General features: G+C 72.1%; 16 protein-coding genes. 9 read left to right on the plus strand and 7 right to left on the minus strand.

From position 1 onward, the window contains the following. Positions 1 to 113: 113 nt before the first annotated feature. Genes tldD through CTJ15_RS15525 form a run of 3 tightly spaced genes read right to left on the minus strand, consistent with a single transcriptional unit; the run spans position 114 to position 5,190 of the window. The gene (gene tldD, locus CTJ15_RS15515) at positions 114 to 1,553 is read right to left on the minus strand and encodes a metalloprotease TldD (protein ID WP_058390074.1); all 1,440 of its coding nucleotides are present in this window, start codon (positions 1,551 to 1,553) and stop codon (positions 114 to 116) included. Then, the gene (locus CTJ15_RS15520) at positions 1,550 to 4,003 is read right to left on the minus strand and encodes a PAS-domain containing protein (RefSeq protein ID WP_099781674.1); all 2,454 of its coding nucleotides are present in this window, start codon (positions 4,001 to 4,003) and stop codon (positions 1,550 to 1,552) included. The genes tldD and CTJ15_RS15520 overlap by 4 nt, the downstream gene beginning before the upstream one ends. Next, complete coding sequence (locus CTJ15_RS15525; RefSeq protein WP_099781675.1) at positions 4,003 to 5,190, minus strand: COX15/CtaA family protein; 1,188 nt, start codon at positions 5,188 to 5,190, stop codon at positions 4,003 to 4,005. Before CTJ15_RS15525 ends, CTJ15_RS15520 begins: the two co-directional genes overlap by 1 nt. 93 nt (positions 5,191 to 5,283) lie before the next feature. Between CTJ15_RS15525 and CTJ15_RS15530 the strand changes: the two genes are divergently transcribed. The 4 genes from CTJ15_RS15530 (at position 5,284) to trpA (ending at position 9,407) form a co-directional block, all read left to right on the plus strand. Beyond that, positions 5,284 to 6,162 (plus strand): glycosyltransferase family 2 protein, encoded by an 879-nt coding sequence (locus CTJ15_RS15530; RefSeq protein WP_019460959.1) that lies wholly within the window; start codon positions 5,284 to 5,286, stop codon positions 6,160 to 6,162. Further along, a complete protein-coding gene (locus CTJ15_RS15535) occupies positions 6,159 to 6,848 on the plus strand; it encodes a TVP38/TMEM64 family protein (RefSeq protein ID WP_019460958.1) in 690 nt (229 codons plus the stop codon). Before CTJ15_RS15530 ends, CTJ15_RS15535 begins: the two co-directional genes overlap by 4 nt. Before the next feature lie 463 nt (positions 6,849 to 7,311). Next, positions 7,312 to 8,529, plus strand: coding sequence for a tryptophan synthase subunit beta (trpB, locus tag CTJ15_RS15540; protein ID WP_058389826.1), 1,218 nt, complete (start codon positions 7,312 to 7,314; stop codon positions 8,527 to 8,529). 11 nt (positions 8,530 to 8,540) lie between these two features. Further along, complete coding sequence (gene trpA, locus CTJ15_RS15545) at positions 8,541 to 9,407, plus strand: tryptophan synthase subunit alpha (protein WP_051004858.1); 867 nt, start codon at positions 8,541 to 8,543, stop codon at positions 9,405 to 9,407. A gap of 112 nt (positions 9,408 to 9,519) precedes the next feature. On the opposite strand, the gene CTJ15_RS15550 is transcribed toward trpA, so the two are convergent. Continuing rightward, positions 9,520 to 9,783, minus strand: a complete 264-nt coding sequence (locus tag CTJ15_RS15550) for a sulfurtransferase TusA family protein (protein ID WP_019461373.1) — start codon at positions 9,781 to 9,783, stop codon at positions 9,520 to 9,522. Positions 9,784 to 9,898: 115 nt separating this feature from the next. Between CTJ15_RS15550 and CTJ15_RS15555 the strand changes: the two genes are divergently transcribed. The 4 genes from CTJ15_RS15555 (at position 9,899) to CTJ15_RS15570 (ending at position 12,166) form a co-directional block, all read left to right on the plus strand. After that, a complete protein-coding gene (locus tag CTJ15_RS15555; protein ID WP_019461372.1) occupies positions 9,899 to 10,342 on the plus strand; it encodes a MucR family transcriptional regulator in 444 nt (147 codons plus the stop codon). A gap of 119 nt (positions 10,343 to 10,461) precedes the next feature. Continuing rightward, positions 10,462 to 10,929: a Fur family transcriptional regulator gene (locus tag CTJ15_RS15560; RefSeq protein ID WP_051004856.1), complete on the plus strand. Its 468-nt coding sequence runs from the start codon at positions 10,462 to 10,464 to the stop codon at positions 10,927 to 10,929. Further along, positions 10,926 to 11,774, plus strand: coding sequence for a GNAT family N-acetyltransferase (locus CTJ15_RS15565; RefSeq protein ID WP_019461370.1), 849 nt, complete (start codon positions 10,926 to 10,928; stop codon positions 11,772 to 11,774). Before CTJ15_RS15560 ends, CTJ15_RS15565 begins: the two co-directional genes overlap by 4 nt. Positions 11,775 to 11,782: 8 nt before the next feature. Beyond that, entirely contained in the window at positions 11,783 to 12,166 is a 384-nt protein-coding gene (locus tag CTJ15_RS15570; protein WP_019461369.1) for a hypothetical protein, read from the plus strand. Between the two features lie 122 nt (positions 12,167 to 12,288). Here the strand turns inward: CTJ15_RS15570 and rpsA are convergent, their stop codons facing one another. Further along, a complete protein-coding gene (gene rpsA, locus CTJ15_RS15575; RefSeq protein ID WP_019461368.1) occupies positions 12,289 to 14,004 on the minus strand; it encodes a 30S ribosomal protein S1 in 1,716 nt (571 codons plus the stop codon). Between the two features lie 525 nt (positions 14,005 to 14,529). Here rpsA and CTJ15_RS15580 point away from each other — a divergent pair. Beyond that, positions 14,530 to 15,171 (plus strand): cysteine hydrolase, encoded by a 642-nt coding sequence (locus tag CTJ15_RS15580; RefSeq protein WP_058389825.1) that lies wholly within the window; start codon positions 14,530 to 14,532, stop codon positions 15,169 to 15,171. Positions 15,172 to 15,437: 266 nt separating this feature from the next. Here the strand turns inward: CTJ15_RS15580 and CTJ15_RS15585 are convergent, their stop codons facing one another. Continuing rightward, the gene (locus tag CTJ15_RS15585) at positions 15,438 to 16,103 is read right to left on the minus strand and encodes a d(CMP) kinase (RefSeq protein ID WP_099781676.1); all 666 of its coding nucleotides are present in this window, start codon (positions 16,101 to 16,103) and stop codon (positions 15,438 to 15,440) included. 67 nt (positions 16,104 to 16,170) lie between these two features. Next, positions 16,171 to 17,523, minus strand: a complete 1,353-nt coding sequence (locus tag CTJ15_RS15590; protein WP_226945951.1) for a 3-phosphoshikimate 1-carboxyvinyltransferase — start codon at positions 17,521 to 17,523, stop codon at positions 16,171 to 16,173. Between the last annotated feature and the right edge of the window lie 24 nt (positions 17,524 to 17,547).

The following is a 17,547-nucleotide window of genomic DNA, read 5'->3' on the forward strand; positions in this document are numbered from 1 at the left end:
GATCCGGTCGCAGAAAGAACCAATGAACGGGGTCCAGGGCGCGCAGCGTCCTGGCGGATGGGGTGGTTACGGGAGCGAAGGCGGAGCCTTCCCACCGGGCCGCGGGCGCAACATCACACCGCCGTGCCGCCCACCGTCAGCCCGTCGAGGCGCAGCGTCGGCTGGCCGACGCCCACCGGCACGCCCTGCCCATCCTTGCCGCAGGTGCCGATGCCCGGGTCCATGCCGAAGTCGTTGCCGACCATGGCGATGCGGGTCAGCGCATCGGCGCCGCTGCCGATCAGCGTGGCGCCCTTCACCGGCGCGGTGACGCGCCCATCCTCGATCAGATAGGCCTCGGAGGCGGAGAAGACGAACTTGCCCGAGGTGATGTCCACCTGCCCGCCGCCGAAATTCACCGCGTAGAGCCCACGCTTCACCGAGCGGATGATCTCCTCCGGCGCATGTTCCCCGCCGGCCATCACCGTGTTGGTCATGCGCGGCATGGGGATATGGGCATGGGATTCGCGGCGCCCGTTGCCGGTCGGCGCCACGCCCATCAGCCGGGCATTCTGCCGGTCCTGGATGAAGCCCACCAGGATGCCGTCCTCGATCATCACGGTGCGGGAGGTCGGCGTGCCCTCGTCATCCACGGTCAGCGAGCCGCGCCGGTCCGGGATGGTGCCGTCATCCACCACGGTCACGCCGGGCGCGGCGATCCGCTGCCCCATCAGCCCGGCGAAGGCCGAGGTTCCCTTGCGGTTGAAATCGCCCTCCAGCCCGTGGCCGATGGCCTCGTGCAGCAGGATGCCGGGCCAGCCGGGGCCGAGCACCACGACCGTCTCCCCCGCCGGCGCCGGGCGGCTGTCGAGGTTCACCACCGCCTGGCGCAGCGCCTCGTCCACCGCGCCCTTCCAGCTCGTCTCGTTCAGCACACGCTCATAGGCGAAGCGCCCGCCGGTGCCGAAGGAGCCGGTCTCGCGCCGCCCGCCATCCTCCACCACCACCGCGACATTCAGCCGCACCAGCGGCCGCAGGTCCGCCACGCCGCGCCCGTCGGGGCGCAGGATGCGCACCGCCTGCCATTCGCCGCTGATCGTCGCCATCACCTGCCGCACCCGCGCGTCGCGGGACCGGGCATAGGCATCGATGGCGGCCAGCAGCGCGGTCTTTCCGGCGAAGCCCATGGCGGCCAGCGGGTTGGCGCTGTCGTAGAGCCGCGCATTGGTGCGGCGCGGCGCCTCGTCCAGCGCCGCCATCCGGTCGCCCGGCAGGCCGCGCACCGTCTCGGCGGCGCGCTTCAGCGCGGCCTCGCCGATCTCCCCGGCATGGGCATAGGCCGCCCCCTCTCCCCGCACGGCGCGCAGGCCGAATCCCCGGGACGTGTCGAAGCTGGCCGCGCGGATGCGCCCGTCGTCGAGGCTGATCGCCTCGCTTTCCCGGTATTCGAGAAAGAGCTCGCCATCCTCCGCCCCGGCCAGGGCATCGGCCACGATGCGCGCCGCCCGGTTCGGGTCGAGGTCGCGGAAGAACAGCCGCTCGGTGGCGGCCATGGCATCGGTGGCGGCGCTCATGGCAGGATCTCCGAAAGGGGGCCGGCGGGCAGGGGGGAACCGGGGATGCCGCCGGGACCGGCACCGCCTCCGGGCCGGGCGCGGCGCTCCTCCCCGGCGGGAAGGGGGATCAGCAGCCGGGCGGTGGTGCCCTGCCCGGCGGTGCTGTCCAGCCACAGCCGCATGCCCATGGCCTCGCTCAGCGTACGGGCGAGGTACAGGCCGAGGCCAGAGCCGCCATAGCGCCGGGCATGGCCGTCCTCCAACTGGGTGAAGGGCTCGAAGGCGCGGGGGATGTCCTCCGGCGCCATGCCGATTCCGGTGTCCGTGACGCTGATCTCCATCGCCGCCGCCTCCCCGCCCGCCACCGCCCCCATGGGCAGAAGTCGGGCGGCCAGCGTGATCCGCCCCCCCGCCGGGGTGAACTTCACCGCATTGGAGATGAGGTTCAGCAGCACCTGGCGCAACCGCCGGGCATCGGCCGGCACCGGCGGCAGGGCATCGGGCAGGTCCAGGACCAGATCGGTGCCGCCGCGCCGCGCGGCGCCCAGCAGGATGCGGTGTGCCTCGCGCAGCAGCAGCTCCGGCTCCACCGGCCGCAGCTCCAGCGCCTGCTCGGCCGTGTCCGAGCGCGCGGTATCCAGCAGGTCGTCGATCAGCCCCAGCAGGTGGCGGCCGGCATCGCGGATGGCCGTCAGGAAGATCTGCCTCGTGGCCAGGTCCGCCGCCATGCCAGGCCCTGGCCTCCCCGCGGGCTCCCCCTCCGGGGCCCATTCGGGCCACCCGGCCTCCAGGCCCCGGCCCGGCCCCCCGCCCAGCCCGTCCAGCAGCGCCTCCGAGAAGCCGATCACCGCGTTGAGCGGGGTGCGCAGCTCATGGCTCATATTGGCCAGGAATCGCGCCTGGGCCCGGTGTGCGGCCTCGGCGGCATCGCGCGCCGCGGCCAGCTCGGCGCTGGCGCGGTGCTGCTCGGTGATGTCCACGAAGGTCCGCACGAAGCCCCCGTCGGGCGTGAGGTCCGTGGTGACCTCCACCACCGTCCCGTCCGCGCGGGTGCGGACATAGCGGCCGGGGCCGGATCGCGGCGTGGCCGCGGCACGGCGGATCAGCGCGTCCGTCCCGTCCCCCGGCGGGCCGAACTCGCCGCGCGCGATCTGGTCGTGCAGCAGGTCGTCCGCATGGGTGCCCAGCACCACCTGCTCCGGTTGCAACCCGCAGAGCCGGGCCGTCAGCGGGTTGGAAGCGACGAGCCGCCCCTGCCGGTCGAAGATCGCCATGCCATAGCGCAGGTGGTTCAGCGTGGTGCGGAGCAGCTCCTCCTGCTGCCGCGCCTCCGCCTCGGCCCGGTGGCGCGCGGTGACGTCGGTGAAGACGGCCACCCGCCCCAGATCCGGCAGGGCGGAGGTCTGGATGTCGAAGACCCGCCCGTCATGGCGGTGCAGCGTGTAGCTCCGGCTCCCGCGCTGCTGCCAGGTCACGGCGGAGGTCAGCATGATGGCTCCCGGGGGCTCGCTCCTGTCCCCCGCCGCGCCGTGGCGCGCGATGATCTCGGCCAGGGAATCCCCGACCCCGTGCGTCAGGTCCGGCATGGCCCGGCGGAAGGATTCGTTGACCAGCGAGACGCGCTGGTCCGGCCCATAGACCAGCACCCCTTGCGGCAGCGCGGTCAGGATGCCGTCCAGCATGGCCGCCCGGTGGCTCGCCATGCCCTCGGCCCGGCGCAGGCCGGTGACGTCGTCCACCTCCACCAGCATCCCGCCATCGCCGGAGGGCCGGCGCTGGATGCGCAGCACCTGTCCGCACGGCCTTTCGCGCTGGTCGCTGAAGGGCAGGCGATGCACCTCGGCCGCGCAGCGGGCGGGATAGTCGTCGTCCTCCAGGTTCTCGAACTCGCCCTGCGCCTCCATCAGGCGCAGCACCTGGAGAAAGCTCATCCCCTCCCGCAGCGTCCCGGGCGGAAGCCCGTTCAGCGCCGCATAGGCCCGGTTCGACCAGCGCAGCCGCCCGTCGGCGCCATAGAGCGCCACCCCGGTCTCCAGGTTCTGCAACAGGCCGTCCAGCATCCGGCTCCGGTCCTGCGCCATCGCCTCGGCCTCGCGGATCGCCGTCATGTCCGAGACGGTGTTGATCCGCGCCCCGCACGGCAGGGACGTGACCTGCACCTGCAGCCATTGCCCCCGCATGGTGCGGAACAGGCGCCGCTGCGGGCGGGAATGGTCGATCTGCCCGATCCCCGCCGCCCGCTCCTCCGGGTCGCCCGGGCCATAGAAGCCGCGATAGGCCAGCACGCGGCGGACCTCGGTCATCGGCAGGCCGGCGGGCAGCGCCTCGGGCGGCAGGCCGGCCAGCGCCAGAAAGGCGGGATTGACGAAGCCCAGCCGCCCCGCCGTATCGACGGCCACGACGCCGACCGGCAGCCCCCCGAGCAGCGCCAGGGCGTTTGCCGGCGGACCGACCGGCTCCTCCCCCATCACATGGCCTGTCCGGCCAGGGGCTGCCCAGCCGAGGGCTGTCCGGCAACGGGGCCGCGCCCGTCACGCGGCGCGCCGGAACCGCCGCGCGGGCGGCGCAGGGCATGCAGCGTGCCGAGCGCCGCCGTCAGCACCCCCACCGCCATGGCCTGGTGCAGCGTGCCGAGCCAGGCCGGCACCACGTTCACCAGCGCCGCCACCCCCAGCGCGTATTGCGCGATCGTGGCCAGGGCCAGCGCGCCGACCCACCAGCGCGCCCGCCGCGCCCCGGCCGTGCCGCGCGGCAGGACGGAAAGCCCGTACCAGGCGGTGCCGATGGCCAGCAGGCCGGTGAGCGTGGCCAGGAGCCGGTGGTTGAACTGCACCGAGGCCACGTTCTCGAACAGGTTCCTCCAGGCGGGCGAAAGGAAGAGGTAGCCGTCCGGCACCCACTGGCCCGCCATCAGCGGAAAGGTGTTGTAGTCGAAGCCCGCCTTGATCCCGGCCACGAAGCCGCCGGCCAGCATCGTCAGCCCGGCCAGCCCCGCCGTGGCGTGGGCAAGCCGCCGCAGCGCCCGCCCGCCCCCCGGTGCCTCACCCCACGGCGCCTCGCGCTCCGAATGCAGAAGCCCGAGCGCGGTCCAGACCAGCACCGCATAGAGCACCAGCGCCAGCGTCAGATGGATCACCAGCCGCCAGGGCGACACGGCGGTGCGGTCGGCCTCGAAGCCCGAGGCCACCATGAACCAGCCCACCGCCCCCTGCAGCCCGCCCAGCGCCAGCAGCAGCACCAGCCGGCCACCGAGCCCGGCGGGGATGCGCCCCCGCGCCCAGAACCAGGCCAGCCCGCCGGCGAAGACCAGCCCGATCATCCGCCCCCAGAAGCGGTGGGTCCATTCCAGCCAGAAGATCCCCTTGAAGCCCGCCAGCCCGAAGCCCTGGTTCACCAGCTCGTATTGCGGAATGGTGCGGTAGAGATCGTAGAGGCGCTGCCACTCCGCCTCGCTCAGCGGCGGCAGGATGCCGCGGATCGGCGCCCATTCCATGATGGAAAGGCCGGAGCCGGTCAGGCGCGTGGCGCCGCCGAGGGCCACCATGACCCAAACCATGGCGGCGACCAGGATCAGCCAGAGGGCGACGGCACGGCGGTTCCGGGCCAGGACATCCTCGCGGGACGGGGCGTGCGGATCGAAGGGCATGGCGGGCATTATAGTCTTCCCCTGGACCGCGTGCCGACCCCCTGCTAGGCCGCAGCCCCCATGTCCCCGGCTCAACACGCCAATCCCAGGGCCGCCCCCGCCATGACCGCCAGCCCCCCCGCCGCGCCGAACGGCCTCCCCCTGGACCTTCCCATGGGCTTCCCGGCGGGCCCGGCCCCCGTGATCTCCGTGGTGGTCCCCATGCGCAACGAGGGGCCGAACGTCGCCCCTCTGGCGGCCGAGATCGCCGCCGCCCTCGCCGGGGTGCCGCACGAGATCCTCTGCGTGGACGACGGCTCCTCCGACGACACGGCGGCCCGGATCGACGCCGCCGCCGCCTCCGGCCTCGCGGTACGGCGGCTCAGCCATGCCCGCTCCTGCGGCCAGTCCGCCGGGGTGGTGACCGGCGTGCGCCATGCCCGCGCCCCCTGGATCGCCACGCTGGACGGCGACGGCCAGAACGACCCGGCCGACATCCCCAGGCTCTGGGCCAGGGCGCGGCAGGAGAACCCGGCGGAAGGCGCCCCGGGGCAGGCCGTGCTGGTCGCCGGCTGGCGCACCACGCGCAAGGACACGGCGGTGAAGCGGCTGAGCAGCCGCGTCGCCAACCGCGTCCGCGCCCGCCTGCTGGGCGACGCCACGCCCGACACCGGCTGCGGGCTGAAGGTCTTCCCCCGCGCGCTCTTCCTGGAGCTGCCGCCCTTCGACCACATGCACCGCTTCCTGCCCGCCCTGACCATCCGCCAGGGCGGCCGCGTGGTGAGCGAGCCGGTGAACCACCGTCCCCGCACGCGCGGCGTCTCCAACTACGGCACGCTGGACCGCCTCGCGGTGGGGATCGTGGACCTGCTGGGCGTGATGTGGCTGCAACGGCGCTGGAAGCGGCCCCGGCTGGCCTACGCCGCGCCCCCGCCACCACCCGCCGCCACGCCTGTCATCACGCCTGCCGTCACGCCCCCGGGCGCCCCCGCGCAGCCGTGACGCTGCCCGACCGTTCGCGCGGCGCGCTGCGCTCCATCCTCCGCCTGCTGCTGCTGGCCCTGGGACTCGCCCTGGCCGGCTGGGTGCTGCGCGAACTGGGCGAGGACCACGGCATCGCCTTCATGAGCGCCCAGATGCGCGGCGGCGGCCTCTGGGCGGAAGCCCTCTTCGTGCTGGTCGGCGCCGCCGCCACCGCCGTCGGCGCGCCGCGCCAGGCGGTGGCCTTCCTTGGCGGCAGCGCCTTCGGCGCCCTGGCCGGCGGCGGCCTTTCCATGCTGGCCCAGGTGCTGGGCTGCGCCCTGGGCTATGGCTGGGCCCGGCTGATCGGGCGCGAATGGGCCGCCCGCCGCCTCGCCGGGCGCTTCGGCCGGCGCCTCAAGCCCATGCACGACGTCCTCGCCGGCTCCCCCTTCGGCGCCACCCTGGCGCTGCGCCTGCTGCCCGTCGGCAACAACCTCGCCCTCAATCTCCTCGCCGGCCTGTCCGGCGTCGCGGCGGGCCCCTTCCTGCTCGGCTCGGCCATCGGCTACGTGCCGCAGACAGCGGTCTTCGTGCTGCTGGGCGAAGGCGTGGCGGTGAACCAGTCCACCCAGATCGCCCTCGGCGTGGCGCTCTTCGCACTCTCCGCCCTGCTCGGCTGGTGGCTCCTGCGCCGCCACCGCGCTGGCCGGGCGATCGAGGGCTGATCCGGGAACGGCTTGCCGTTGCGCCGCCCCGGGTGAAGGGCGCCGCCTTTCCCCCGGACCCCCTATCCGCCAGGACCCTGAGGGTCCTGGACCTCCCGTTCGTTGGCGCTCACTGATGCCGGATCGCGGGTGCCGCCAGCGCGGACACGTTGCTTTTCTTCTTTCCGGGAGCCCCGCGCTTCCACCTGCCCCAGGGATCGGGCCGCAGGCTGATGGCCACCACGGGAACCCACGAAAGCCCGGGGTCCGGGGACCGGCTTCGGTCCCCGGCGGAGAGGGGGTCCGGCGGGAGAGGCAGAGCCTCTCCCCCGGCGGCCAGCCACGGAGAGCGACGCAGGGCCATCCGGAGGGAAGGTGCGCGGGAGGCAGGACCATTCCGGCCGTCGCATCAGCCTCCCATGTCCTGCCCTGTCGCAATCCGCCCATGCGCGCTATCTGCCCTCTGGACCAGAGGACGCCCCCGATGAACGAGACCCTGCCCAACAGCCTGCGCTCCGGCCCCGACAGCCGCGGCCGCTTCGGCGGCTTCGGCGGCCGTTTCGTGGCCGAGACGCTGATGCCCAACATCCTGGAGGTCCAGGCCGCCTATGACGCGGCGCGCAAGGACCCGGCCTTCGAGGCGGAGTGGCGCCTCCTGCTGAAGGACTATGTGGGCCGCCCCTCGCCCCTCTGGTTCGCGGAGCGGCTGACGAAGCACCTGGGCGGCGCCAAGGTCTACCTGAAGCGCGAGGAGCTGAACCACACCGGCGCGCACAAGATCAACGCCGTGCTGGGGCAGATCCTGCTGGCGAAGCGCATGGGCAAGACCCGCGTGATCGCCGAGACCGGCGCCGGGCAGCACGGCGTGGCCACCGCCACGGCCTGCGCCCTGTTCGACCTGCCCTGCACCGTCTTCATGGGCGCCACGGATGTGGCGCGGCAGAAGCCCAACGTCTTCCGCATGAAGCTGCTGGGCGCGGAGGTGGAAGCCGTCACCTCCGGCGCCGCCACGCTGAAGGACGCGATGAACGAGGCGCTGCGCCACTGGGTCGCGCATGTCCACGACACCTACTACTGCATCGGCACGGTCGCCGGCCCCGCCCCCTATCCGGAGATGGTGCGCGACTTCCAGTGCGTGATCGGCGACGAGGTGCGGGAGCAGCACATGGCACTGGAAGGCCGCCTGCCGGACGCGCTGGTCTGCGCCGTGGGCGGCGGCTCCTCCGCCATGGGGCTGTTCCACCCCTTCCTCGATGATGAATCCGTGAAGATCTACGGCGTCGAGGCGGCCGGGCGCGGCATCGAGAGCGGCGAGCACGCGGCGGCCATCAACGGCGGCCAGCCCGGCGTGCTGCACGGCAACCGCACCTATCTGCTGCAAACGCCGGAAGGCCAGATCACCGAGGCGCATTCCATCTCCGCCGGGCTCGACTATCCCGGCATCGGGCCGGAGCATTCCTGGCTGCACGAGATCGGGCGCGTGCAATACGTCTCCGCCACCGATGCGGAGGCCCTGGAGGCCTTCCAGCTCTGCTCGCGGCTCGAAGGCATCATCCCCGCCCTCGAATCCGCGCACGGGCTGGCGCATGTCATGAAGCTGGCGCCCAGCATGGGCCGGGAACAGACCATCGTGCTGAACCTCAGCGGACGCGGCGACAAGGACATCTTCACCGTGGCGCACCACCTGGGGGCCGAGATCTGATGGCCGGGACCATGACGCAAGGGAGCACGGCAGGCACCGCCGCGCCGAAGGGCCGCATCGCCGCCCGCTTCGCCGCGCTGAAGGCGCAGGGCAAGGGGGCGCTGGTGCCCTACCTCCAGGCCTATGATCCCGACCTGGAAACCTCCCGTGCCCTGCTCGCCGGCCTGCCCGCGGCAGGAGCGGACCTGGTCGAGCTCGGCGTGCCCTTCACCGACCCGGCCGCCGACGGCCCCTCGATCCAGCGCGCCGGGCTGCGCGCGCTGAAGGCCGGCGCCACCCTGGCCGGCGTGCTGGAGATGGTGCGCGGCTTCCGCGCCGCCGAGGCCGAAATCCCCCTGGTGCTGATGGGCTACCTGAACCCGATCCTCGCCTATGGCGCCGAACGCTTCTGCGCCGACGCCGCGGCGGCCGGAGTGGACGGGCTGATCGTGGTGGACATGCCGCCGGAGGAAGCGGACGAGCTGGCGCCCTTCGCCACGGCGCAGGGGCTGGACCTGATCCGCCTGATCGCCCCCACCACGGACGATGCCCGCCTGCCCTTTGCGCTGAGTGGCTCGGACGGCTTCGTCTACCACGTCTCCATCACCGGCATCACCGGCACGCGTTCCGCCGCGACGGAGGAACTGCGCCGCAACGTCGGCCGCATCCGCGCCGCGACGACGCTGCCGATCGGCATCGGCTTCGGCATCCGCACGCCGGAACAGGCCGCCGACGCCGTGCGCGTGGCCGATGCGGCGGTGGTCGGCACGGCGCTGATCGACACCCTGGCCGCCACGCTCGATTCGGAAGGCCGCGCCGGGCCGGACACGGTCCGCAAGGTGCTGGAGCATGTGCGCGCCCTGGCCGATGCCGTCCACACGGCCCGCATGCCGGCCTGATCGCCTCAACCGCGCGCCCCGTGTCCAACCCCGGGGGAAAGGCGCAGCCTTCCCCCCTCAGGTGGCGCGACGCCGGACGCCAGGGCTCGGCCGGGACCGCTACCGCCCCGGCTCAGGCGCCCCCGCGTCGGAGCCACAGCCGCACCAGCCCCTCCCCGGCCTCGTCCTGCGCCAGAACCTGGTGCCCCTGCTCCACCGCCGTGCGGGGCACGTTCCGCACCGGCTCGGCGCCCCGCATCTCCACCAGAAGAACCTGTCCCGGCGCCATGCGATCCAGGGCGAGGCGGGTCCGGACGAAGGTCATGGGGCAAGTGTCGCGTGTGATGTCGATGCGTGAATCATAGTCGAGCAACTCTTCTTCACCTGAACTGATCATAAAACCTCCTGTTGTTTTTCTGCCCATCCGCGTCTATTTAGGTTCGTGCAGGCTCCCGCCAAATTCCAGGATATTGCGCGGGTGCTCCGGGACTATGATCTCAAGGAGAGTCAACATGGCCGATGCGCCGGCCCAGGAAGAGACACGTGGCGACGTACTGGCTCTGACGGCTCAGATCGTCGCGGCACACGTCTCCAACAACAGTGTCCAGCACAATGACTTGCCTGGGCTGATCACGGAAGTCCACCGCGCGCTCCTCGGTCTTGGCAAGCCGGCCGAGCCGGCGCCGGTGGCCCGCCCGGAACCTGCCGTGCCGGTGAAGAAGAGCATTACGCCCGACTATCTGGTCTGTCTCGAGGACGGCAAGAAGCTCAAGATGCTCAAGCGGCATCTGATGACGCACTACAACCTGACGCCCGAGCAGTACCGCGAGCGCTGGGGCCTGCCGCCGGATTATCCGATGGTCGCCGCGAACTACGCCCAGCACCGCTCCTCCCTGGCCAAGAGCATCGGCCTGGGAACGCGCCCGCGGGGCCGGAGCCGCCGCGCGGGCGGCTGAGGCGCGGGAACATGACGGTGTCGTGGACCCGTCATGTTTGCCGTGGAGGGCCAGGGATGGGTAATGTGCCGCCCAGCCGGCACTTCCCGCTCCGCCGGGGACAAGACTAGAACGGACGCATGGACGCAGCACGCCCAGACCCATCCCGCATCGAGCGCCTCTGCGTCGAGCGTGGTCTCAAGATGACCGGCCAGCGCCGGCTGATCGCGCGCGTGCTGAGCGAGGCCCAGGACCACCCGGATGTCGAGGAAGTGTACCGCCGGGCACTCGCCATCGATTCCAAGGTCTCCATCGCCACCGTCTACCGCACCGTCCGGCTGCTGGAGGAAAAGGGCATCCTGGAGCGCCATGACTTCGGCGGCGGCCGCGCCCGCTACGAGCCGACGGATCACGGTCACCACTATCACCTGATCGACGTCGACTCGGGCAAGGTGATCGAGTTCGAGGATGCCGCCCACGAGCGCCTGGTGCAGGAGATCGCCGCGCGGCTCGGCTTCTCCCTGATCGGCCAGCGGCTGGAGCTCTTTGGCCGCAAGCCCAAGGGCGAGGCCCTGGCGCGGCAGCGGGATACGGACGGCGAAGGATGAGCGTGGTCCGGGGGGTGATCCGTGACAATTTCCATGCCCCCCCTCCCATGACCGATGCCGGCTTCGGGGAGCTGCGCGCCGGCGAACTCGGCGTGCGGATCGCGGTGCGGGACTGGGAGATCGAGGCCGCCCAGGCCCTGCGCTGGAAGGTCTTCTACGAGGAGATGGGCGCCCGCCCCACGCCGGAGATGCGCCCCGGCCGCGATGTCGATGCCTATGACGCGGTGGCGGACCACCTGCTGGTGGTGGACCACAGCCTGGGCGAAGGCCCGGAATCGGTGGTCGGCACCTACCGCCTCATCCGGCGCGAGGCCGCGGCGCTGATCGGCCGCTTCTACTCCGCCGACGAGTACGACCTGCGCCCGCTGCTGGGCCTGCCGGGGCAGATCCTCGAACTGGGCCGTTCCTGCGTCGGGGAGAACCACCGCACGCGCGGCAGCCTGCAACTCCTCTGGCGCGGCATCGCCGCCTATGTGCACAAGCATCGTGTCGAGGTGATGTTCGGTTGCGCCTCCCTGCCCGGCACGGATCTGGACGTGCTGGCGGAGCCGCTGACCTATCTCGCCCTCAACCACATGGCGCCGCCTCACCTGCGGCCACGCGCCTTGCCGGCCCGCTACGAGAGCATGGTCCGGCTCGACCCGTCGCAGGTCGGCCGCAATGCGCTGGCGGACCTGCCGCCGCTGGTGAAGGGCTATCTGCGCCTCGGCGGCTTCGTCGGCGACGGGGCCGTGGTGGACCACCAGTTCAACACCACCGATGTCTGCGTCGTGGTGAAGACTGACCAAGTGACGGAAAAATACTTCAAGCACTACGAGCGCAAGGCAGGCTGGAGCTCGGAATAGCCCCGGCCATGCGCCGCCACGCCCTCGCCCTGCTGGCGCTGCTCCCCTTCCTCCCGCCCGCCGCCCGGGCCCAGGATGTCCCGCGCGACCCGTCCGCGCAGCTTATCGACACGCTGATCCACCACATCGCCCCCTGCCGCGGCGACGTGCCCGTGCCGCCGGACGCCGTGCTGGAGTTCGAGGTCCAGGTGGACGCCGCGGGCCGCGTGCTGGCCGTCCGCCCCGCCTACCGCCGCCCGCCCATGCGCCAGGAACTCCGTCCCCTCTACGAGGACCTGCGCCGCGCCCTCTTCGACCCGCGCTGCGGTCCACTGCCCCTGTCGCGCCCGCAGATCTTGCTGCTCAACCGCAGCATCCTGGTGTTCTACGGCAGCGCCCTGCGGCGAAGCTGACGCACCGCCCTTTGGGGACAGGGCTCCGCCCCGCCCCCAAACCCCCATTCCACCTGGAACGCGAAACGCCCCGGGGATCTCTCCCCGGGGCGTTCCCGTAACCTTCGCCGTGGGGCGGAGGCTCAGTCCTCGGTCATCTGGTTGCGGCGACGGATCGCGGCACCCAGGATGTCGCCCAGCGAGGCGCCGCTGTCGGAGGTGCCGTACTCGCGCACCGCCTCGCGCTCCTCCTCGACCTCCTTGCCCTTGATGGTCAGGCTCAGGCGGCGGGCCGCCCGGTCCACCATGACCACCTTGGCATCGACCTTCTCGCCCACCGCGAACTTCTCGGGGCGCTGGTCGTTGCGGTCGCGGGCCAGCTCGGCGCGGCGGATGAAGCCGGTGAGGATGTCCTCGACCTTCACCTCGATGCCGTTGGCCTCGATCTTCGTCACCACGCCGGTGACGACGTCACCCTTGCGGACGCGATCCAGCACCTCGGCGGCCGGGTCGGACTGGAGCTGCTTGATGCCGAGGGAGATGCGCTCCTTCTCGATATCCACGTCCAGCACCTTGGCCTGGACGGTGTCGCCCTTGTGGTAGTTGGCCATGGCCTGCTCGCCGGTTAGCTCCCAGGACAGGTCGGACATGTGGACCATGCCGTCCAGGTCCGGGCCCAGGCCGATGAAGAGGCCGAACTCGGTGATGTTGCGGATCTCGCCCTCGACGGTCGAGCCCGGCGGGTGCTGCTCCAGGAACTGGTCCCAGGGGTTGCCCTGCGCCTGCTTCAGGCCCAGCGAGATGCGGCGCTTCGGCTCGTCCACGTCCAGGATCATCACCTCGACCTCCTGGGAGGTGGCGACGATCTTGCCCGGATGGACGTTCTTCTTGGTCCAGCTCATCTCGGAGACATGGACCAGGCCTTCGACGCCCGGCTCCAGCTCCACGAAGGCGCCGTAGTCGGTGATGTTCGTCACGCGGCCGGAGAACTTGCCGTTCACCGGATACTTGACGGCCACACCCTCCCACGGATCGGCCATCAGCTGCTTCATGCCGAGCGAGATGCGCTGCGTCTCGGGGTTGAAGCGGATGACCTGCACCTTGACCTGCTGGCCGATGGTCAGGGCCTCGGAGGGGTGGTTGATGCGGCGCCAGGCGATGTCGGTGACGTGCAGCAGCCCGTCCACGCCGCCCAGGTCCACGAAGGCGCCGTAGTCGGTGATGTTCTTCACCACGCCGTCGAGCACCATGCCTTCCTTCAGGCCCTGGATCAGCTCGCTGCGCTGCTCGGCACGCGTCTCCTCGAGAACCGCGCGGCGGCTCACGACGATGTTGCCGCGGGCGCGGTCCATCTTCAGGATCTGGAAGGGCTGCGGGGAGCCCATCAGCGGCCCGACATCGCGCACCGGGCGGATATCGACCTGCGAGCCCGGCAGGAAGGCCACGGCGCCGCCGAGATCGACGGTGAAGCCGCCCTTGACGCGGCCGAAGATCGTGCCGTTCACGCGGTTGCCGGCCTGGAACTGCTTCTCCAGGTTGGTCCAGGCTTCCTCGCGGCGCGCCTTCTCGCGGGACAGGACGATGGAGCCGTCCTTGTCCTCGTAACGCTCGACGAAGAGCTCGACCGTGTCGCCCGGCTTGACCTCGGCCTTCTGGCCCTGGGGGGCGAACTCGCGCAGCGGGACGCGGCCCTCGCTCTTGAGACCGACGTCGACGACGGCGACGTCGTCGTCCACGCGGATGACGCGGCCGGTGACGACGGAGCCGGCGAAGCCGGTGTCAGCGCCGAGGGTCTCGTCGAGGAGGGCAGCAAAATCCTCGGAAGCCGCGGCGCGGTCGAGGGTGGTGGCAGATGCCATGTAGTTGTCTGTTCCTGAAACGGCGGCGCCTTCGGGGGGAAGGGAGCCGCTGGGCCTGCGCCCCGACCTCCGGCTCCGCTTCAGCGAGCAGCCGGGACCGGCACGTCTTGCCCGGCTTGGCCGGGCCGGTGGGGGGATGTGGCCCGTGGTGGGCTCCGACGAACCTTTCCGGTGAAGAACCGTTCCGGTTCCGGAAACCGCAGCACAGGCACGCGGGGGAAAACCTTTCCCCCGCGACGATCGGGCTTTTACGCCCCACGCAACGATCCGGTCAAGGGAAAGCGTGACTCGCCGCCGCACCCCGGTCCCGGTGCAACCCGCTTCCCGCCGGAAGCATGCTGGCCGGCATGAACAGCCGGTGAAAGCCGCCCCTCCGGCCCTTCCGCCCCCTTCGGCCGGGCTGGCACCGCACCATGTCCCTGTGCGTCTTTCCGTCGCATCCTCCACCTCCCGCCCGATGCCTTAACGGCCCGCGGGAGGCCGGACCGGCAGCCCGGACCAAGAGCCCAGAGCAGGAGCAAGCGCATGACGCCCGCCAGGACCGCCCTCGTCCTCATCGAGTACCAGAACGACTTCACCACCGAGGGCGGCGCCCTCCACGAAGCGGTGAAGCCGGTGATGCAGAGCACCGGCATGCTCGGCCACACGGTCGAGACGGTGCGCCGCGCACGGGAGATGGGCGCCCTGATCGTCTGGTCCCCGATCTCCTTCGCCGAGGGCTATCCGGAGCTGAACCCGAAGCCCTACGGCATCCTCAAGGGCGTGGTGGACAGCCAGGCCTTCCGCAAGGGCACGTGGGGCGCGGAGATCACCGAGGAGCTCACGCCCGAGCCCACCGACATCGTGCTGGAGGGCAAGCGCGGCCTCGACGCCTTCGCCAGCACCAACCTGGACTTCATCCTGCGCCATCGCGGCGTGGAAGCCATGGCGCTGGGCGGCTTCCTGACCAACTGCTGCGTCGAATCCACCATGCGCAGCGGCTACGAGAAGGGCTTCGAGGTCGTCACCCTCACCGACTGCACCGCCACGGTCAGCGAGGAGGAACAGCGCCTCGCGGTGGAAAAGAACTACCCCATGTTCTCCCGCCCCATGACCCACGACACCTTCCTGGCCGAACTCGGCGGCACCACCCCCGCCGCCGACGCCTCCCACGGCTACACCCGCTGAGGGATCGCACTGGATGATCCGGCCGGGGCCAGAGGGGCCCTGCCCCTCTGGACACCCCGCCCAGGGACGTCAGTCCCTGGGGACCCTATGAGCGCTCCGCGAGGAGGGGGCTGCGACCGCCGTCGCGCCCATCGCGACCGGCGTCCTGTTCCTCCACCTCGCGGAGCGCCCATGGCGGGGTCTCGGGGGGATACGATCCCCCTGAGCGGAGGGTCCGGGAGGCAGAGCCTCCCGGTTCACAGGCCAGACCCTCCAGACGCACCCTCTCAGGAGGCAAGGCCGAGGCGCTGGCGGACGAGGCGGAGGGCCTCGGCATAGGCGGCCTCGGCATCGAGCGCCGTGGTGTCGAGCAGGATCGCGTCCCCGGCCGGCTTCATGGGGGCCGTGTCGCGGGAGGCGTCGCGGGCGTCGCGGGCGGCCATCTCGGCAGTCACCGCCTCCAGCGAGACGTCCTCGCCCCGCGCCTGGCGCTCCTTCCAGCGGCGCTCGGCGCGTGCCTCGAGACTAGCGGTGACGAAGAGCTTCACCGGCGCATCGGGAAAGACCACGGTGCCGATGTCGCGCCCGTCCAGCACGGCGCCATTGGCGCGGCCGAACTGGCGCTGGAAGTCGAGCAGCGCGGCCCGCACGCCGGGAATGGCCGCGACCTTGCTGGCGCCGGTATCGGTGTCCGGGGCGCGCAGGCCGGCGCGGCCGAGATCGCCCGGCTCCAGCGCCCGCGCCGCGGCCTCGGCGGCCACCGCATCCCCGGGATCGCCGCCCCCGTCGATCACGCGGCGCGCCGTGGCGCGATAGAGCAGCCCGGTGTCCAGATAGGGCAGGTCCAGCGCCGCGGCGAGGCGGCGGGCCAACGTGCCCTTGCCGGCGGCGGCCGGACCGTCCACGGCGATGATCGCCCTGGTTCCGGCGGTGAGGGTCTCGGTGGCGGTCATCCGGATCTGCTCCCGTTCTGGTTGCGGCAACTTACAGGATGCGTGCGCCGCATCATACACCGCCGCGTCAAGCGGATGTGATCGCGCCTCCGCCCGCCACACGGTCCATCAGCCCGGCGAAATCCGGGAAAACCACCCCGGCACAGGCGCCATCCTCCACCGTCACCGGCTTTTCCGCCGCCAGCCCCAGCACCAGCGCGCTCATGACCGAACAGGAATCCGCCCCGGCGGCCATGCTGCCGCCGCCGGGCACGGGGGCACCGTCGCGCCGGATGATCAGGTCGCCCTCCTCGGCCTCCGCCGCCACCCCGTTGGCCGCCAGCAGGGCCATCACGGCCGCGAGGCCGCCGCTTTCCGCCCCCACCCCCCGGATGCGGCTGGTGCCTGTGGCGAAGGCCGCCGCGACGGCCAGCAACGGCAGGGCACCCTTCGTGCCGCGCAGCCGCCCGGCCGGGACATCCACGCCACGCAGGGCGGAATGCGTGGCGGTGACGTCGCCCACCGCCTCGCCCGCCTCGATGCGCTCACCGGTCACGGCGAGTTCGCCCCCCATCTCGCGCAGCGTGGCGAGCAGGCCGTTGCGCAGGAGGTTGAGTCCGACGCCGCGCACCGTCAGCCGCGATCCCGGCACCAGCAGCGCCGCCACCAGCGGAAAACCGGCCAGCGACGGGTCGCCCGGCACGGAAACCGGCGCGGCCACCAGTTCCGGCTGCCCGTCCAGCTCGGTCACGCGCGCGCCATCCCAGCCGGCGCCCTCCGGCATGATACGCAGCCGGGCGCCGAAATGGCGCAGCAGGTTCTCCGTATGGTCAGGGCTGGGCCCGGGCTCCTCCACCCGCGTCACGCCCCGGGCGCAGAGCCCGGCCAGCAGCAGCGCGGATTTCACCGTGGCGGAGGCCACGGGCAGCCGGTGCTCCGCCGGCAGGGCCAGGCGCGCGCCCTCCACCGCCAGCGGCAGGAACTCCCCCCCGCACCCGGTGAAGCGCGCCCCGCAGGCCGCGAGCGGCCCGGTCACCCGTCCCATCGGGTGGCGGCGCAGCGCTGCATCGCCGGCCAGCACCGCGAAGACCGGATGTCCCGCGAGCATCCCGCAGAACAGCGCGGCGGCACTGCCGGAACCGCCCATCTCCAGCACCTCGGCGGGCTCCGCCAGCCCGCCCACCCCGCGTCCCGCGACGCGCCAGGCGCCGGGACCGGCCTGTTCCACCCTCGCCCCCAGGGCGCGCAGGGCGGCGGCGATGTGGCGGGTGTCGTCCCGTTCCGGCAGGCCGTCGATGCGGGTCTCGCCCACGGCCAGGGCCGCCAGCATCAGCGCGCGGAGGCCAATCGCGCCGTCGCCGGGCACGCGGATCTCGCCCGCGAGGCCCCGGCCCGGGGCGGCCGCGCGCAGCGGCCCGAACATCTGGCAGGTGTCCCGCATGGATTGCGCGTTTGACACGCGAGG

The sequence above is a fragment of the Roseomonas sp. FDAARGOS_362 genome, from assembly GCF_002754815.1.
In the GTDB taxonomy this organism is placed as follows: domain Bacteria; phylum Pseudomonadota; class Alphaproteobacteria; order Acetobacterales; family Acetobacteraceae; genus Roseomonas; species Roseomonas mucosa.

What these genes read in the sequence shown, in the direction of transcription:
- trpA (WP_051004858.1), top strand. Translation starts at nt 8,541, where the DNA reads ATGACGCAAGGGAGCACGGCAGGCACCGCCGCGCCGAAGGGCCGCATC.
- CTJ15_RS15585 (WP_099781676.1), bottom strand. Translation starts at nt 16,103, where the DNA reads ATGACCGCCACCGAGACCCTCACCGCCGGAACCAGGGCGATCATCGCC.
- rpsA (WP_019461368.1), bottom strand. Translation starts at nt 14,004, where the DNA reads ATGGCATCTGCCACCACCCTCGACCGCGCCGCGGCTTCCGAGGATTTT.
- CTJ15_RS15520 (WP_099781674.1), bottom strand. Translation starts at nt 4,003, where the DNA reads ATGGGGGAGGAGCCGGTCGGTCCGCCGGCAAACGCCCTGGCGCTGCTC.
- CTJ15_RS15550 (WP_019461373.1), bottom strand. Translation starts at nt 9,783, where the DNA reads ATGATCAGTTCAGGTGAAGAAGAGTTGCTCGACTATGATTCACGCATC.
- trpB (WP_058389826.1), top strand. Translation starts at nt 7,312, where the DNA reads ATGAACGAGACCCTGCCCAACAGCCTGCGCTCCGGCCCCGACAGCCGC.
- CTJ15_RS15565 (WP_019461370.1), top strand. Translation starts at nt 10,926, where the DNA reads ATGAGCGTGGTCCGGGGGGTGATCCGTGACAATTTCCATGCCCCCCCT.
- CTJ15_RS15530 (WP_019460959.1), top strand. Translation starts at nt 5,284, where the DNA reads ATGACCGCCAGCCCCCCCGCCGCGCCGAACGGCCTCCCCCTGGACCTT.
- tldD (WP_058390074.1), bottom strand. Translation starts at nt 1,553, where the DNA reads ATGAGCGCCGCCACCGATGCCATGGCCGCCACCGAGCGGCTGTTCTTC.
- CTJ15_RS15570 (WP_019461369.1), top strand. Translation starts at nt 11,783, where the DNA reads ATGCGCCGCCACGCCCTCGCCCTGCTGGCGCTGCTCCCCTTCCTCCCG.
- CTJ15_RS15580 (WP_058389825.1), top strand. Translation starts at nt 14,530, where the DNA reads ATGACGCCCGCCAGGACCGCCCTCGTCCTCATCGAGTACCAGAACGAC.
- CTJ15_RS15525 (WP_099781675.1), bottom strand. Translation starts at nt 5,190, where the DNA reads ATGCCCGCCATGCCCTTCGATCCGCACGCCCCGTCCCGCGAGGATGTC.
- CTJ15_RS15590 (WP_226945951.1), bottom strand. Translation starts at nt 17,523, where the DNA reads ATGCGGGACACCTGCCAGATGTTCGGGCCGCTGCGCGCGGCCGCCCCG.
- CTJ15_RS15555 (WP_019461372.1), top strand. Translation starts at nt 9,899, where the DNA reads ATGGCCGATGCGCCGGCCCAGGAAGAGACACGTGGCGACGTACTGGCT.
- CTJ15_RS15560 (WP_051004856.1), top strand. Translation starts at nt 10,462, where the DNA reads ATGGACGCAGCACGCCCAGACCCATCCCGCATCGAGCGCCTCTGCGTC.